The organism is Fulvivirga sp. M361 (assembly GCF_007097395.1).
Classification (GTDB): domain Bacteria; phylum Bacteroidota; class Bacteroidia; order Cytophagales; family Cyclobacteriaceae; genus Fulvivirga.
In genome coordinates, this window is the sequence record NZ_VKDC01000039.1 from 23,383 (window position 1) to 40,530 (window position 17,148).

At 42.9% G+C, this 17,148-nt stretch carries 12 protein-coding genes; all 12 read right to left on the reverse strand.

Going from position 1 to position 17,148, the window contains the following annotated elements; translation table 11 throughout:
* Positions 1–34: 34 nt before the first annotated feature.
* The gene (locus tag FNH22_RS26710; protein ID WP_143401581.1) at positions 35–4,438 is read right to left on the reverse strand and encodes a CusA/CzcA family heavy metal efflux RND transporter; all 4,404 of its coding nucleotides are present in this window, start codon (positions 4,436–4,438) and stop codon (positions 35–37) included.
* A gap of 90 nt (positions 4,439–4,528) precedes the next feature.
* Entirely contained in the window at positions 4,529–4,837 is a 309-nt protein-coding gene (locus FNH22_RS33000) for a DUF6660 family protein (protein WP_370513201.1), read from the reverse strand.
* A gap of 45 nt (positions 4,838–4,882) precedes the next feature.
* Positions 4,883–5,284 (reverse strand): Fur family transcriptional regulator, encoded by a 402-nt coding sequence (locus FNH22_RS26715; protein ID WP_143401582.1) that lies wholly within the window; start codon positions 5,282–5,284, stop codon positions 4,883–4,885.
* A gap of 158 nt (positions 5,285–5,442) precedes the next feature.
* Positions 5,443–5,661, reverse strand: a complete 219-nt coding sequence (locus FNH22_RS26720) for a hypothetical protein (protein WP_143401583.1) — start codon at positions 5,659–5,661, stop codon at positions 5,443–5,445.
* A gap of 35 nt (positions 5,662–5,696) precedes the next feature.
* Positions 5,697–7,712, reverse strand: coding sequence for a copper-translocating P-type ATPase (locus FNH22_RS26725; RefSeq protein WP_143401584.1), 2,016 nt, complete (start codon positions 7,710–7,712; stop codon positions 5,697–5,699).
* Positions 7,712–8,260: a DUF3347 domain-containing protein gene (locus FNH22_RS26730; protein WP_143401585.1), complete on the reverse strand. Its 549-nt coding sequence runs from the start codon at positions 8,258–8,260 to the stop codon at positions 7,712–7,714. The genes FNH22_RS26725 and FNH22_RS26730 overlap by 1 nt, the downstream gene beginning before the upstream one ends.
* 25 nt (positions 8,261–8,285) lie before the next feature.
* Positions 8,286–10,073 carry an efflux RND transporter periplasmic adaptor subunit gene (locus FNH22_RS26735; protein WP_143401586.1) on the reverse strand — a complete coding sequence of 596 codons (1,788 nt, stop codon included), beginning with the start codon at positions 10,071–10,073 and terminating at the stop codon, positions 8,286–8,288.
* Position 10,074: 1 nt separating this feature from the next.
* Positions 10,075–11,310, reverse strand: a complete 1,236-nt coding sequence (locus FNH22_RS26740) for a TolC family protein (protein WP_143401587.1) — start codon at positions 11,308–11,310, stop codon at positions 10,075–10,077.
* On the reverse strand, positions 11,307–15,131 hold the full coding sequence (locus tag FNH22_RS26745; RefSeq protein ID WP_143401588.1) for an efflux RND transporter permease subunit: 3,825 nt from the start codon (positions 15,129–15,131) through the stop codon (positions 11,307–11,309). The genes FNH22_RS26740 and FNH22_RS26745 overlap by 4 nt, the downstream gene beginning before the upstream one ends.
* A 114-nt stretch (positions 15,132–15,245) precedes the next feature.
* On the reverse strand, positions 15,246–15,614 hold the full coding sequence (locus FNH22_RS26750; RefSeq protein ID WP_255518166.1) for a hypothetical protein: 369 nt from the start codon (positions 15,612–15,614) through the stop codon (positions 15,246–15,248).
* Positions 15,615–15,742: 128 nt separating this feature from the next.
* On the reverse strand, positions 15,743–16,489 hold the full coding sequence (locus FNH22_RS26755) for a heavy-metal-associated domain-containing protein (RefSeq protein WP_143401590.1): 747 nt from the start codon (positions 16,487–16,489) through the stop codon (positions 15,743–15,745).
* Between the two features lie 92 nt (positions 16,490–16,581).
* Positions 16,582–17,148: an AraC family transcriptional regulator gene (locus tag FNH22_RS26760; protein ID WP_143401591.1), complete on the reverse strand. Its 567-nt coding sequence runs from the start codon at positions 17,146–17,148 to the stop codon at positions 16,582–16,584.

Sequence of the window (17,148 nt, forward strand, 5' to 3'; positions counted from 1 at the left end):
TTTATATTTTTAGGGATTAATTAATCCGTGAATTCTAATTCGATGTTTTTAAGAAATATTCCAGTTGATAGCGGCTATCCAGATAGTTGCCAAATGCTTCCCATGCATCTACTTCCATGCGAATAGCATCCCGGATGTTTTGGAGAAACGAAACGTAATCAATAGCTCCTTCGCGATAAGCTATGATTGCACCCTGTCGCTGTTCCTCAGCCAGCGGAAGTGCCGTATCCTGATAGTATCTCCATGAATTACGCCATTTCAGGTATTGCTCTCTCACATTTAGATAAGTGGCGTTCAATTCTAATTGAGTTTGAAGCAAATTTTGATTGGCAATGTCTCGCTGAATCTTCGCAGATTGGGTTCTCCCTAGCTCAGGGCCAAAAAACAACGGTATGCGAACACCTACCTGGTATTGGTAGAACCCGGATCGACCATCCACTTGCTGACGTCCATACTGTCCCTGAAGCTGCGGAAGAAATTGTGATCGTTTTTCTTTTACTGAAGCATCAGCCACTTCCAATTGTTGTTTGGATAAATTCAATAGTGGGTGATTAACAAGTGAATCAGCTACATCATTTAGCGGCTGATCAAACGCACTTGCTGGAATATCCGGAACTGTGAAAAGGGTATCGCTTACAAACCAAAGGTTTAGCTGTTGCAGGGCACTTAAGTAATCACGAAAAGCCTGCTCTTTCTGTATCTGTACCTGTGTTGCCTGATTGGAAGTAGCGAGGTATTCTAGCTTGGAAGTTGCTTCTGTTTCCAATCTGATTTTGGCAGCTCGTTCGATATCCACAAACACTGAATCTAATTGCTCATAAACACGGAAGGTGTTTTTTGAAGCATATACTTGCGCCCAGGCCGTACTCACTTCTCGTTCCAACTCTATGACCGTGAGATCAAGTGCAGCTTCCGCCATTGCTATCCTTTCTTTTTGAAGTCTGAGCCTTGGGGCTATACCAAAAAGATCAATTTGCTGCTGCTGAATACCGAATTGGGTGACAACACCCTCTGATCCATTTCCTACTTCCTCTTTTCCAGAAAACACCTGTGTATTCCCAAAATCCCAGGCTGTCTTTTTTAGCGCCTCCTGATTATCTATTTCTAATCGTGCTGATTGGATTTTCGGATAATTATCAATTGCTCTTTTTTTGGCTTGCTCTAAAGTGATGGTTTGCAATTCGCGCCTGTCATGCCCTTGGCCGTTAGAGATAGTTGGCCCTAAAAAGAGACCTCCGAAGCAAATGAGTACCAGGATCAGATTGGCATTCGGCATCTTCAGACCTTTTCTTTCACTTCGCCCCTCTACGAATGTGTACAGCACTGGCAGTACAACAAGCGTAAGCAATGTAGCCGTAAGCATTCCGCCTATCACTACGGTAGCTAAGGGTCGCTGTACTTCAGCACCTGCCGATGCAGAAAATGCCATTGGCAGAAATCCAAAAATATCTGTGGTTGCTGTCAACATAATAGGTCTGATCCGTTCTTTTGTTCCTGTCAAGATCCGTTCTCGGATGCTGGTCACACCTTCCTCTTTCAGTGAATTAAAGCGGTTGATCAACACCAGTCCATTTAACACCGCCACACCAAACAAAACAATGAAACCGACACCTGCAGAGATACTAAATGGCATGTCTCTCAACCAAAGGGCAAATACACCTCCGATGGCTGCTAGAGGAATAGCGATGTAGATCATGATGGATTGAGTGAAAGAGCCTAGGGCGAAGTAGAGTAAAACAAATATGAGGAAGAGAGCTATTGGTACTACAATGGACAATCGGCTCTTTGCTCTTTCCAGGTTTTCAAACTCCCCACCATAGGTGATATAATAGCCAGCAGGAAGATCAAGTTGTTCATCCAGTTTTTGCTGAATGTCTTTCACTACAGATTCCACATCTCTGCCACGAGTATTTACACCGACATAAGTTCTCCTGTAGGTATTGTCCCGTGAAATCTGCATCGGGCCAGGTACGTAACTGATATCAGCTACTTCTTTGATGGGAATCTGAGTGCCATCAGGTAAGTCGATGAATAAGGTCCTAAGATCATCGATGCTTTTTCGGTGGGTTTCATCAAACCGGACAACCAGGTCAAATCGTTTCTCACCTTCAAAAACAACTCCAGCCACGCCACCGGCAAAAGCAGCACTCACATATTCATTGAGTTTTTGAATATCCAATCCATACTGTGCCACTTTCTTTCGGTTGTAGCGGACGGTCATTTGAGGAAGACCGGAAGTTCGTTCAGCATTTACGTCTCCGGCACCTGGCACAGTCGAGATGATGTCAGCCATCTCCTGCACTTTGGTAGCCAGAATGTCGAGATCTTCACCGTATAACTTCACGGCAATATCTTCTCTTACACCCTCCAGTAATTCATTGAAACGTAACTCCACAGGCTGGGTAAATACCAGGTTAACACCCACAAGTTGTTGATCCAGCTTATACTTGATTTTTTCAATCAACTCGTCCTTACTCTCAGCAGATACCCATTTATCTTTGTTCTTTTCCAAAATGAGGTACATATCCGCTATGTCCATGGGCATAGGATCTGTAGGAATATCAGCTACTCCAATACGGGCGGTCACCGTTCTGATTTCAGGGAAGTTGTCCAGCAAAATGTTCTCAATCTTGATCGAAACATCTTTGGATTCGCTAAGTGAACTACCAGGTCGGATTAATGCCTGCATCGCAAGGTCCCCTTCGTCCAGTTGAGGAACGAACTCCCCACCCATCCGTGAGAAAGTAAATGCCGCCAAGCCAAGTAAAATGATAGCTACCACGATTACCTGGGTTTTGAATTGTAGTGCACTTTTTAATACGGGTAGATAACTGCGATGAATCCCTCCGATGAGCTCATCGCTGACATTCTCTAGTGATCGCTCCAAACGTCCAAACCAGTTTTTCTTGTTCCGAATGGGCTTCATAAGCAGTGCGGACATCATGGGAACATAAGTCAGGCAAAGCACAATAGCTCCGATCATGGCAAAGCCAAAGGTGTAGGCCATAGGCTGGAACATTTTACCTTCAACCCCAGTGAGAAAAAGTATCGGTGCGAAAACAATGAGGATAATGATTTGACCAAAAAAGGCTGAACTCATCATAGTACTACCAGCTTCATAGGCCAGATCATCCATAACTTTTTGATCAAAGCCAAGCTTTCCTGACCTGATCCTTTTTTGGATTTCGTACACAGTACCTTCAATGATAATCACTGCCCCGTCAATGATGATCCCAAAGTCTATTGCTCCTAAACTCATCAGGTTAGCCCACACGTTGAACTGCTTCATCAAGATGAAAGCAAACAACAATGAAAGAGGAATGGTAGTCGCTGTAATGATCCCACCACGTAAGCTTCCCAGTAAAATCACCAGTGCAAAAATTACGATTAATGCACCTTCAATCAGGTTGGTTTTTACTGTGCTGGTAGTTCTGGATATGAGGTCGCTTCTGTCAATAATGGCATTAATCTCCAATCCTTCAGGAAGTGACTTTTCCACTTCCTCCATACGGGACTTTACATTCTGAATAACTGCATTGGGGTTGGAGCCCTTTAGCATCATAATGATGCCACCAACTGCTTCTTTACCATCTTGAGTAAATGCTCCGTACCTTACCTGATGACCGAAGTGTACCTTGGAAGCGATATCACCAATGGTGACAGGAATATTGTTTTCTGTTTTGACAACAACTTTTCGGATGTCTTCCAGCGAGCGAATGAGTCCTTCACCACGTATGAAGTTCGACATCCTGTTCTTCTCAATGTAGGCTCCACCGGTATTGACATTATTTCTTGCCAGAGCCTCGTAAACTTGCGATATACTTACGTTCTGAGCGTTGAGTTTGTCCGGACTGATGGCGACTTCATATTGCTTGATGTAACCACCGAAAGAATTAACCTCAACCACACCGTCCAGCAAGGTAAGCTGCCTTTTCACTATCCAATCCTGAATAGTGCGTAACTCAGTCGGAGAATACTTAGTCTCATAGCCCTCTTTTGGCTGAATAGTATATTCATAAATCTGACCCAAACCCGTGGAAATAGGCCCCATCGTTGGGCTGCCGAATTTTTCCGGTATTGTTTTCCCAAGTTCGTTGAGTTTTTCTTGTACCAGCTGCCGGGGCAGATAGGTGCCCATATCATCTTCAAAAACGATGGTCACCACAGACAATCCAAACCTGGAAATGGAACGAATTTCATCTACCCCAGGTAAATTCCCCATAGCAAGCTCCACTGGATAGGTTACAAATTGCTCAATATCCTCGGTAGCAAGATTTGGCGATACAGTCATTACCTGCACCTGATTGTTGGTTATATCCGGAACCGAACCCAAGTTGACAGTAGACATGGAGTAGATGCCTACTCCGATCAGAGCCAACGTAAGCAGACCCACAATGAATTTATTCTTTATGGAAAAAGAAATGATTTTATTAATCATGAATAGAATGATTTAATATCAGTGAAAATGATGTTGTATCGACTTTAGAAAATGTCGAAAAGGACAGAGCTGTCCTGTAAAATGCTGATATTAAACCTGTGGCGGTTGAAGTAAAGAACCAATAAAAGGCTCTGTTATAGGCTCCTTATAAGAGCTTTCTTGTATAGGAAATAGAAGGATTTCAAAATTGCCTAGCGCAACCTGGTGGACTATTAAATGTGTATGACAACACTGGCATACACAGAAAGGAGAGCAAAGATCGGATTCAGAACTATGCTGGTGTTCAAGCCCGTTCTCCAAAACCGTTTCAATAGTATCTCCTGCAACTTCTGCGTCAGTACACGGGATTACGGTTAATCCTGCAAAAAAGACTGCCAATATGAGTGCCACTGAACGCATAAAACAAACATAGGGTAAAAACAATGCAACCTGTTTGCAAAGTTGCTACGGGCAATTGGCGCAAACCCCTTTATATACCATACTTGCACTGGAAGCTCTAAACCCCGTGGGTATTTGAGTTTGAGGTATTTTAGATTGTGTTAGACAATAAGTCTCACCGCACTTGACGCAATGAAAGTGGATATGCTGGTCTTGCGGTTCACATTCACAACCTTCCTCGCAGAGTGCATATTTGACAGCACCTGTACCGTCTTCAATGCTGTGAATGAGCTTCTTGTCTTCAAAGGTTTTGAGGGTTCGGTATAAGGTTGCCTTATCCGCTCGTTCGAACTTTGCTTCAAGGTCACCCAAGCTAATAGCAGCACCCGATTCAACCAACTGGCGTAATACGAGGAGCCTCATAGTGGTAGGCTTGATATTTTTATTTTCTAGTTTTCTTTCGAGCATAATTCAATGACTGGATAACTCAACGTAATTCATGAGTGGAGCTCCAATATAACTATAACATATACAGACATCTGCTTCTATTGGTTACAAAACACTTCGTATAGAACAGCAGCTTGTCATTAATTTTTTAAATCAAGTGATACAATCATAATCCTGTTTCAAATGTCTACTTTCTGTTTATCCAGGTTATCATTGGCAAATTCCATCAGTTCAACCAATGACCTTTCATCTATTACGGTCACTCTCCTCTTGCTGTCATAATAACCCCTAACAAGTTTACACCTTAGAAATATGCCAATATCCTGCTTTCTCCAATTCAATTTCGCTTGGAGTTCGGGATACTTAGCCAGTATTTCTTCAGGAGTATACTTCGGCACAAGGGTTCAATATGATATTTTGGAAGTCAAGATATTTACGACTTAAACTTCAATCTCAGTAATTGAGCATTTGCCGCACAAACTATGGTACTCAAACTCATGAGTGCTGCACCAACTGCCGGGTTGATCATAATGCCTTGATAAAATAAAACACCAGCTGCTAATGGAATGGCAACCACATTATAACCAGTAGCCCAAACCAGATTTTGAACCATCTTCTTATAAGTGGCTCTACCAAACAGGATCAGGTTGGCAATATCAGAGGGGCTACTCTCGGTAAGAATAATATCTGCCGTTTCAGCAGCTACATCGGTTCCTGAACCCACTGCTATTCCAATATCTGCTTTGGCCAGTGCCGGGGCATCATTCACTCCGTCTCCTGTCATGGCCACAAACTCACCTTCTTTCTGGAGTTTCTCTATCAGTTCTGATTTCTCGTGTGGAAGCACCTGGCTGTAGTATCCATCCAGTTGGAGTTCTTTAGCGACTGCTTTGGCCGTCTGTTCATTATCGCCAGTGGCCATCAACACTTTGATGCCTTTATCTTTTAAGGTCTTAATAGCCTCACTGCTTTCTTTTCGTATTTGATCGGCCAAAGCGATGAATCCAATCAAATTACCTGCTTCCAAAATGAAAACAACCGTTTCAGCTTTGTCGGTTGTGGCTTCTTCGGGTAGCTCGATTCCCTCTTCTTTTAGATAACCAGGACTTACAATCTGATACGTTGATCCATCCACTTTTGCACTTACACCTTTCCCTTTCGTAGAGCTGAAATCAGATGTTGAAGGGAGTTTGAGTTCACGCTTTTTGGCTTCATTCACAATACCCCTGGCGATAGGGTGTTCTGAGCTTTGTTCAATAGCTCCAACCAAAGCCAATAATTCATCTTCCGAGCTGTCATCAAGAACCTCTATCCGGTTCACACCAAAGTTGCCTTCTGTGAGTGTGCCTGTTTTATCAAAGACTATCGCTGAAATCTTCCTGCTGTTTTCAAAAGCCGTTCGGTTCCTAATGAGCAATCCATTTTTTGCGGAAAGGGCTGTAGAAATAGCGACTACCAATGGTACAGCCAGTCCTAAAGCATGAGGACAGGTAATGATCATCACAGTCACCATTCGCTCCAATGCAAAGTCCATTCCCTGAGAGCTAAAGAAAGCCCAGGTGATAAAGGTGATAACTCCAACTCCGATTGCGATATATGCCAACCATCCAGCAGCTCTGTTAGCCAGGTTCTGCGTTTTTGATTTGGTCTGTTGTGCTTCCTCGACAAGCTTGATGACTTTATTCAGATAGCTATCTTCACCCGAGGATTTCACTTCCACTTTTATACTTCCGTCACCGTTGATCGCTCCTCCGATTACTTCATCACCTTTGGTTTTTTCCACTGGTTTACTTTCACCAGTCAATGCACTTTCATTCAGGTCGCTATCACCATTTACGACCTTGCCATCGGCAGGTACTTTTTCTCCTGGTTTGATCAGGATGATATCACCTTTTTTGAGTTCACTGATCTTGACATCATGTATGTCATCACCTTCTACTTTATGAGCTTCAGAGGGCATTAACTCAGCTAATTTCTCCAAGGCTTTTGAAGCACCCATGATAGAACGCATCTCTAGCCAGTGACCTAAAAGCATGATGTCGATCAAAGTGACCAGCTCCCAATAAAATACCTTTCCATTTAAGCCAAGGACAACAGCTGTACTATATGCCCAGGCTACTGTGATGGCTATAGCTATCAGAGTCATCATGCCCGGACCACCTTCCGATAGTTCGTCTTTCAGACCTTTGAGGAATGGCCAACCTCCATAGATGAAGATGAAGGTTGCCAATGCTGCTGCCACATACCCCATACCTGGGAAGCTAAATGAGAAGCCCAGGAAGCCCTGGATCATTTCAGAAAAGGCAAGGACAGGTATCGAAAGCGCAGTGTTGATATAAAATCGCTTCTTAAAATCCTCGATCATATGGGCGTGGTGGTCATGATGTCCACCTGAGTGATCAGCGTGATCATGATGATGTTCTTTGTGTTCGTGATTTGAATGATCCATTAGATTTCTTCTTTAACGCTTCCACATGTCAACATTCGATCCCCGAAATAGGGATTTCTGATCTCTTTCTCAGCACTCAACCAATAGGCTCCTTTGTTATCAAAAGCCATAGGGCAATATTGTCGGTATATCGTATTCTCGTTGGCAGAACTGCTTTTAATCAGCTCATAGATATTATCTGAAAGGGTATTGAAATGATCCCGTTGATGGCTTGCATCTTTGGTTTCATTGATGTGTTCCGAATCAAATCGTATTTTATCTAAAAGTTCACTCTTACCGTCTCCCAGGTTGTCCAGAAGCCCTTTTGCCGCAGCGCTGGCCTTTTCACCATCGGTTTGTACCAGAGCTTCTTTTATCGTGAGGTACGAAGCGAGGACTTGTTGAGTTTGTTCTTTTGTAAGCATCACGGATTGGTCAGAAGAGTGATCCATTGCTTGATGATCCGCATGGTCATTTTCTGCAGCTTGCTTTTGTGAATTCCCACAGCTTGAGAATGTGAAAATGATTACTGTTACTACTGTTGCTACTATTGATTTTCTCTGTATCATGATTATTAATTTTAGGTGTTTCTATTTATTTAAGTTCTTGTGTTACTTCCCCACAAGTGAGCATGGAAGCTCCGAAATAGGGATTTTTGATTTCATCTGAAAGACTAAGCCAATCAGCTCCATTATTACTATCTGCCATAGGGCAGTGCTGGACATACATGGCTTCATCTATTGGGTCGAAAGCCTTAGCCAACCCAATCATTGCGATGGATAATGGCTGGAAAGCTTCTCTCATTTCTTTGATATCCTGAAAATGCACTACATGCTGTACAGCTTGCTTCGCCTGACTGCTGTAGTCCATCCAAACTTGATGGGCATCACCTTTGAAAAGGGACATATTGATTTTGTCTAAGCTCTTCTGAAATAGTGCTGCAGCTTTTTGTGCTCCTTCCAAATTATCATTGACCAGTGCATCTTTTATCTTCAGATAATCGGTGAAAAGAGGTTGTAGCGTTTTCTTCGCTTCCCCACTGATAGTGACTTGTTTAATTGATTTTTCATGGGATTGATTTGTCTGTGGTGAAGTCGAAACAGAACCTCCGTGATTGTGACCTGTCATGGCAGGCCCTCCATCTGGATTCATCATACTTGGTTTTCCAGCAAGTTGTGCCGCAGCATCAATACTGAAAGTACCGTTTACGGCTATTTCTTCTCCCGGCTCCAGACCTTCCTCTATGAGATAGCTTTCACCAAGTACAGCTCCCAACTTAACTTCCCGCATCTGAAAGCTGATACCTTTTCCTGTGGTTTCCTTCACATATACCACAGATCGTTTTCCCGTCCACATGACGGCTGTTTTAGGGATAATCACAGCATCGGATTGAGCAGGTAGTTGTGCTTTTAACGTACCTGAGACAAACATTTCAGGCTTGAGTTTGAAGTCTCTGTTAGCTACTTCCAGTCGAGCTTTGGCCACCCTCGTCTTTGGATTAATTACCGGATCTATGAAGTCTATTTTACCTTCAAATTCCTCTCCCGGAAGGGAGGCTACCGAAAAAGTGATTTGGTCACCTTTTTTTACCCAGGTCATATCGCTTTCATAAAGGTCAAAAAGCACCCATACTTTGGATAGGTTAGCGATCTCATAGATAGATTGACCTCTTTTAATGTAATCTCCAAGGTTCACCTTCTTCTCAGTGACATAGCCAGAAATGTCTGCATTGATAGGAAACTGGTCTATTGGTTTTCCGCTGCTAATGATGTTGTCAATCTGTTCATCAGTCAGCTTCCAGTTTTTGAGTTTACCACGTGCTGCCTGATAAAGTGCAGGCTGACTTTCCCTGATCTTTACCGCTTCAAAGAGTTCTTCTTGTGCAGTAACCAAATCAGGCGAATAGATGTAGGCGATAGGTTTACCTTTTGTTATGTATTCTCCTGTAAAGTTGACCATCAGTTTTTCGATCCTGCCGGGAATGTGAGAGGATTGAGAATAGACGAGTCGCTCATCTTCCTGCACTTTACCATTCAGACGAAGGGATTTTACAGGTGTCATTTTGCCAACTATCTCGGTGGTTACATTGGCCAGTTGCATAGCCGTTGGAGACATACTTACAGCCATTGCATTGACTTCATGCTCATCTTGATCGACAGGAATTAAGTCCATGCCACAGATGGGACAGTCTCCAGGTTCATTACTTCTTATTTGCGGGTGCATCGAGCAGGTCCAGGTAGTTTCACCGGCCATTTCTGTTTCATGATTGTGTTCTTCTGTTGAGCTATTCCCTGTACCTCCAAAGAATAGCCAACCAAGCAATAATCCACCTGCAAGGGTAGAAACGGCTACTATGATTAATGTCTTTACTGTTATTTTCATCTTAGTATTTTTTAGCTGTGATGTAATCGAGTTTCGCCAGTGCCGTATGGTAGTTTGTGATCGCAGTGGCTTTCATTTTTTCATATTTCAGCAATTGCTGCTGCATCCTGAGCACCTCTTCAAATTCTTTTCCTGAGTTGCTGTAAGCGGTGTAGAGCAGGTTAAGGGCTTGTTGAGATTCTTCGATCTGCTGATCATAGAGTTCAATTAACTGCCTTTCTCTGTCCAGCTCAAAGGCCGTTGATTCATAGTTGGCAATCAGACGGTTTGTGTAGTCTTCCCGTTGAAGTTGATAGCTTTCCTGTGAAAGCTGCGCCTCTTTGATCGCAGCATTGTACTTCTTGCGAAAAATGGGAATGCTAATGGAAACCATAGGCATCAGAATGTCCTGACCATTATCTGGTAATTCCACTCCTGATCTATTTCCTACAATGGCGTAATCCAACCCTACTCCGAATTTTGGCAACCCTTGTTTGATAGCCACTCGCTCCATTTCCTCACTCGCCTTCAGTTTGAGTTCTATCTGTTTAAGGATCGGATTGTCCAGGAACAGGCTATCCCTTCGATAGTCATCCAGTAGTGTTTCGATTGCCAATGTATCGTTGATTGCCACTTCCTCGTTTTCATTTCTGTTTAGCAAAGCATTGAATGCTGCCAGCAACGGCTTTCTTTTCTCTTTCAGAATTTGAAGGTTAGTAGCGGCATCTTTGAGCATAATATCCGCTCGCAACACATCGACCATGGCACCATTACCATTTTCAAATTGCTTAGTGGAGATCGTTTTGTAGGATTCGAGTATTTCCATGTTTTCCTGCTCCAGTACAGTCCATCGTTCGAGCTCATACAATGGATAGTAGGAAGCTGCTACCTGGTAGTAGAGTTGGTTTCGGACATCCAGAAATGCCTCGTATTTTGCATCAGCCAGTAGTGCTGCTGCGTCTCCCTTTGATCTCAGTGTGCCGAACCATGGAAACATTTGAGTCAAAGAGAACCTGGCTCTTTGTGGACCGACCCTTGTCTCTACAGGTGATATGAAATAGCCGAATGAAAATGTGGGATCCGGTAAGGTGCTGGCTTGCGGTATCTTTTGAAGAGCTGCTTCAAAGTCTTTGTACCGGGCTTGCAGTCCTGGGTTATTTTCTGCGACCAATTTGAAATAGTCCTCCAGCGATTGCGCTTTGAGTTCGTAAAAGCCGCAAGCAAGGATGGTCAATAGTAAAATGATGTTCTTTCTCATGATTGTAGCTTTTTAAGTTTTCGTTCTTCACGTATGGCATAGAGCACTGGTACAATAAAGTAGGTGACGGCAGCTATCATCATGCCTCCAAAGGCTGGGATGGCCATAGGAATCATGATATCTGATCCACGTCCGGTGGAAGTCAAAATGGGCAGCAACGCAATGATGGTGGTTGCTGAAGTCATGATTGCTGGCTTAATCCGTCTTTGACCAGCTTCAACCACAGCCGCTCTTAATCCTTTGAGATTGTCCGTTTTGTTCCGTTTAAAACTTTGATCCAAGTAGGTGGCCATCAATACCCCATCATCGGTAGCAATGCCAAACAATGCGATGAACCCAACCCAGACAGCCACACTCAGGTTGATGGTGTGCATTTGAAAGAGGTCTCGGAAATTGGTTCCAAAAACAGAGAAGTCTGCAAACCAAGCCTGCCCGTATAACCATAGCATGATAAAACCACCACTGAAGGCCATGGCTATTCCCGTGAAAACCATGAGTGAAGTAGTGACAGACTTGAATTGGAAATAGAGAATTAGAAAAACGATACCAAGTACCAGTGGTACGATGATGGCCAGTCTTTTTTCGGCTCGAACCTGGTTCTCATAACTGCCTGAAAATTTGTAGCTGATACCAGCAGGTACTTTAAGTTGCCCTGAATCAATCCTTTCCTGAATCAATTCTTGTGCATCGTTTACCACGCTCACCTCCGAGTAGCCTTCATTTCTGTCGAATAGCACATAGCCTACCAGAAAAGTCTCTTCACTTTTGATAGCCTGTGGACCCCTGACGTATTCAAAATCTACTAGCTGACCCATTGGGATTTGCGCTCCTGTCGGGGTTGCGATCAATATTTTACTTAGCGAGTTGGGATCATCTCTTAGCTCCCGAGGGTAGCGTACCCGAACAGGGAACCGCTCTCTGCCTTCCACCGTGGAAGTGATTTTCATACCACCAATGGCCGTTTCAATGGTCTGCTGGATATCTTCTACATTCAGACCATATCTTGAGATTTCCTCCCGATCAATGTTCAGGTGCAAGTAGGGTTTGCCCACGATTCTGTCTGCAAATACTGCTTCTGCTTTTACCGAAGGGACTTCTTTTAATATACCTTCTAACTGCATGCCAAATGCTTCAATGGTCGCTAGGTCTGGGCCATAGACTTTGATTCCCATGGGTGCTCGCATACCTGTTTGTAGCATCACCAGACGGGTTTCGATGGGTTGTAGCTTTGGTGCTGAGGTCACGCCTGGGATTTTGGTTACCTTGATGATTTCATTCCATATATCATCAGGAGATTGAATATGAGAACGCCAGTTTCGGAAGTACTTGCCATTGTTGTCTGTGGTCAAGTCCTCAATACCGATTCCCTGGCTTAGTGCCTCTTCGTTGGTCAGTGTATCACCGGATTTGAGTATAAACCGTCCTTCTTTATCGACTTTAAACCGAACTCTGTGCCCTTTCTTATTTAGCAGGTATTCTGATTTGTAATTGATGGTGTTTTCATACATGCTGATGGGTGCCGGATCCAGTGCAGATTCTACCCGTCCTAATTTCCCTACTGTTAGATCGACCTCCGGAATATTAGAGAGCAGCATATCCAGCTGGCCAACCACCTTGCGGTTATACGCCATGCCGGAATGAGGCATGGACGTAGGCATGAGCAGGAAGCTTCCTTCGTCCAGTGAAGGCATGAACTCTTTTTCAATTCCAGGAAAAGTAGAGACCAAACCTGACCAACCTTTTGAATTTCTAATATCCCAGCTTACCGCTTCAGCTCCTTTGGCCACTAAGCCAAATACCTTATCAAACCCCAGCCAAATAGTAGCCCCAAATAGTACAATGAATGAAGGGATTAAAAGAAACTTGACTCTGTTGTTCAGGCACCAGTTTAGGATGCTCTTATATTGATACTCCAATAGTGTAAATCCACCTAGTATCACGCCAACCAGGATGGTCACAAATAAAAAGTTGAGTAATAGGGACTGTGAGGCACCTAGTGGCAGCCAATATTTGGCTAAGAGCCAGATTACGCCAATGAGTACAATGATTAACTCGGCATAATTAAAGAGGAATGATAAAGGCTTTGAGAAGCTTTCTTTTTTAGCGTTGAAAATATTCTTTAGGATTCCGATTGCCCCAAACAGTATAAGCAATACACCACCCCACACCTGACCAATGAACAGTCCTGCAATCCCAATAAGTACTAAAGCGTAGCTCCCATATTTTTTGAGGTACTTGTTGTTGATTTTGAAGCCAAAAAACCAATGTGCCAACGTGGGCATGATCAATAAACTCACCAACAATGCGGCTATCAAAGCAAAGGTTTTTGTAAAGGCCAATGGGCCAAATAATTTCCCTTCTGCGGCTTGCATGGTAAAGACCGGAATAAAGCTCACAATGGTGGTTGAAACAGCCGTCAGTATCGCTGTGGCAACTTCCGATGCTCCATTGTAAATCGTATCAATCAGTTTTTGACCAGGAGGTGCTTCATCTAAGTGCTTGATAATATTTTCAGACAGGATAACGCCCAAATCCACCATCGTACCAATGGCGATGGCGATACCTGATAGTGCCACTATGTTGGCATCAACGCCAAAATAACGCATGGCGATAAACACCATCAATACTGAAATAGGCAAAATACTCGAAATGAGAAATGAAGCTCTCAGATTATACACCATCACGATTACCACTAAAATGGTGATGATCAATTGAAGTGAAATGGCTTCCTCTAACGTTCCTAGAGTTTCATAAATAAGTTGAGAACGATCATAGAAAGGGACAATGGTCAGTTGACTTTCTACTCCATTGCTCAGGGTTTTCTTAGGCAACCCTGGCGCAATTTCTTTGATCTTGTCTTTGACGTTGTTGATCACCTGCAAAGGGTTGGAACCATACCGGGCTACAACTACTCCGCCCACTACTTCTGCTCCGTCTTTATCTAACAGCCCTCTGCGGGTAGCAGGACCCAGGATCACCACTCCAATGTCCTGAATTCTTATAGGAACATTGTCCTGAACAGCTACGACTGCCTTTTCAATGTCTTCAACTTTTTTGACATAGCCCAATCCACGCACTAAGTATTCGGCCTGGTTAATCTCGATGGTTTTGGCTCCCACATCTCGATTAGATTTCTTGACGGCCATCATCACCTTATGTAAAGGGATGTTGTAAGCTTTCAGCGCATCAGGATTTACATCTATCTGATATTCCTTTACAAATCCGCCAATGGAGGCTACTTCGGAAACTCCTTCTGTAGCATTGAGTCCATATTTGACATAAAAGTCCTGAACGGTGCGAATTTCATGGAGATCCCAACCTCCTGTTGGGTTGCCATTCTTGTCTCGTCCCTCAATGGTGTACCAATAGACTTGCCCAAGGGCGGTGGCATCTGGCCCAAGTGCTGGCTGCACAGCATCCGGCAATAATCCCGAAGGGAGCGAGTTGAGTTTTTCTAAGATGCGTGATCTTGACCAGTAAAATTCAATCTCTTCACTAAAAATGATATAGATACTCGAGAACCCAAAAATGGAGGAACTTCGAATGGATTTTACTCCTGGAATTCCCAATAGGTAGGTGGTTAGTGGGTAGGAAATCTGATCTTCAATGTCTTGAGGAGAGCGCCCTGGCCACTGAGTGAATACAATTTGCTGGTTTTCACCAATATCCGGAATAGCATCAACAGGGACAGGATCGGAGGGCAAAGCTCCCACTTGCCATCCGAAAGGGGCGGTCACAATACCCCAGGCAATGAAACCCATGAGGATGAGAACAGTGACCAGTTTGTTCTCTAAAAAGTACTTTATTATTCGATTCAGCATAATATGAATGATTAGAATTGAATTCTGGTAAAGCCAGAATAAATTCGTTCAAAAAGGCAAATAGCCTATTGACCCGGCAGGCATGCAGGGTTTCAGAAATCATATTATGCGATCCTATATTAGGAATACTTGATGCAAGACCGATATGTCCTGATCAATCAGAGGGGGCGAATAATTCGCGTATTGTGGCTCTTCGTTAGTGGAAGAAATGGGTAAGTGAAGGAAAGTAACAATGAATGCTGCTACAAACTCAACATTGACCATACTTTGAGCAATGGTTGGTTTGAAGTCATCTTCAGTATCAATAGATTGATACTTATTTTCACAGCAAGGCTTTTTGCTTAGATGCATGCCTTCCAGCGGAGGAGTTTTACAATCCTTATCCATATTGGCCATTCCACAATCCAATGCTTCATGACCTAATACCACCTTCGATTCTACTGCTAGACCACCGCAATAATGGGTTGCTACTGCAAACCCCATGTTGCTAGAAAGCAGAATCAGTGCTAATGATATGGATAGAATTTTTTTCACTTATACCAAAGATACGAAATTATCAGAGAGAAGGATTTACAGAATTTTGAGAAATGGTTATAGAATTTTGTAATTACCTAGATGAAAACAAGCATAACGGCAGCCATAGAAACCATGGATAGATCCTCTACAATGGTAACTGTACTCATGGGTAAATTGAATACTTCACCCAGGCAGGCACATTTGATTTTTTTCTTGTCCAGATTGCTTTTGATCACTCCGATACTACTTACACCTAAGACGATAATAGTTATTATATTGGTGTAAAACGGTTCTAAATTGATTAAGTAGAGTATTCCAAGAGCTAATTCTAAGAATGGATAGACGTAACCCCAGGTTTTCCATTTGGCAGCTACTATATCGTACATGCGGTAGGAGTTGGCAAATCCTTGAAGATTTAGCAGCTTGAAAAAAGCAAAGACAATGAAGAATCCTGCCATAAAATGGCGCATCCAAAGCATTCCTGAAAAGTCGCTAAATGGGTATTGGCTCAAAGCTGTTACTGCAGCTATAAAGCCTACAATGAGGATCAATGGTTTGTAAGTAGTGATGGACTTTTCGGCAAGTGATTCTTGTTTTTTAATCTCTGGAAGCGGAGCTTGTATAGTCTCCTGGTATTCTTCCGAAATAGTATAGTTACCGACTTTCTTGAGTGCCTGATTGATATCCTTCAGGTTTAAAGATTCATTAGCAGTGATCTTTGCCTGAGGATATTCCAACTGTATCGTAGCTTCTTGTATCTCTTCAATTCCATTAATCGTTCTTTTCACTTTAGCTAAACAGCCATTGCAAGTCATTCCTGTAACGGTATATTCTTTGGTCATCTTATTGTCGTATTAATTGTCACAATACAAAGATGACTAGAGAGGTACTTGTTGATGTTACACAATTTCGCAAATGGTTTACGAGATTTTGATTACAGCTGGTCCAGGGATTGTCGACCCGAATTCCTCATTTGCTTAAATGCTGTTGGTGTCATGCCAGTTTCTTTTTTGAACTGAGCAGATAGATGAGCTACACTACTATAGTCCATTTGATGGGAGATTTCTGATAGTGTCAATTCATTATAAAAGATCAATTCTTTAACTCGTTCTATTTTTTGTTTCAAGATAAATCGCTCGATAGTTATACCTTCAACAGATGAAAAGAGCCTACTCAGGGATGAATACTCTTGGTTCAGTTTATCTGATATTAGGGTCGAGAAGTTCACATTTAAAGCTTCTTTGTTGTGATGGATTTGATCGATAATGATTGCTTTAATCTGACCAATCAGTTTTGATTTTTGATCCTGAAGTAATTCAAAGCCTCGTGCCGCCAGTAATTTTTCTAACTGTGTTTTCTGATCTCCGGTGATATTTACTGGTGTATTGACTTCTCCCAGTTCAATAGATGTGGTTTCTATACCCAGATTATCGAAAATGTCCTTCACTGTATCAATACACCGAGGGCAAACCATATTTTTTATATACAGGGTAACACTCAT

Excerpts from the sequence above, each read along its gene's own strand:
- FNH22_RS26750 (WP_255518166.1), bottom strand. The coding sequence starts at position 15,614 with ATGGGGTTTGCAGTAGCAACCCATTATTGCGGTGGTCTAGCAGTAGAA.
- FNH22_RS26715 (WP_143401582.1), bottom strand. The coding sequence starts at position 5,284 with ATGCTCGAAAGAAAACTAGAAAATAAAAATATCAAGCCTACCACTATG.
- FNH22_RS26730 (WP_143401585.1), bottom strand. The coding sequence starts at position 8,260 with ATGATACAGAGAAAATCAATAGTAGCAACAGTAGTAACAGTAATCATT.
- FNH22_RS26710 (WP_143401581.1), bottom strand. The coding sequence starts at position 4,438 with ATGATTAATAAAATCATTTCTTTTTCCATAAAGAATAAATTCATTGTG.
- FNH22_RS26755 (WP_143401590.1), bottom strand. The coding sequence starts at position 16,489 with ATGACCAAAGAATATACCGTTACAGGAATGACTTGCAATGGCTGTTTA.
- FNH22_RS33000 (WP_370513201.1), bottom strand. The coding sequence starts at position 4,837 with ATGCGTTCAGTGGCACTCATATTGGCAGTCTTTTTTGCAGGATTAACC.
- FNH22_RS26735 (WP_143401586.1), bottom strand. The coding sequence starts at position 10,073 with ATGAAAATAACAGTAAAGACATTAATCATAGTAGCCGTTTCTACCCTT.
- FNH22_RS26725 (WP_143401584.1), bottom strand. The coding sequence starts at position 7,712 with ATGGATCATTCAAATCACGAACACAAAGAACATCATCATGATCACGCT.
- FNH22_RS26760 (WP_143401591.1), bottom strand. The coding sequence starts at position 17,148 with ATGAGTGTTACCCTGTATATAAAAAATATGGTTTGCCCTCGGTGTATT.
- FNH22_RS26740 (WP_143401587.1), bottom strand. The coding sequence starts at position 11,310 with ATGAGAAAGAACATCATTTTACTATTGACCATCCTTGCTTGCGGCTTT.
- FNH22_RS26745 (WP_143401588.1), bottom strand. The coding sequence starts at position 15,131 with ATGCTGAATCGAATAATAAAGTACTTTTTAGAGAACAAACTGGTCACT.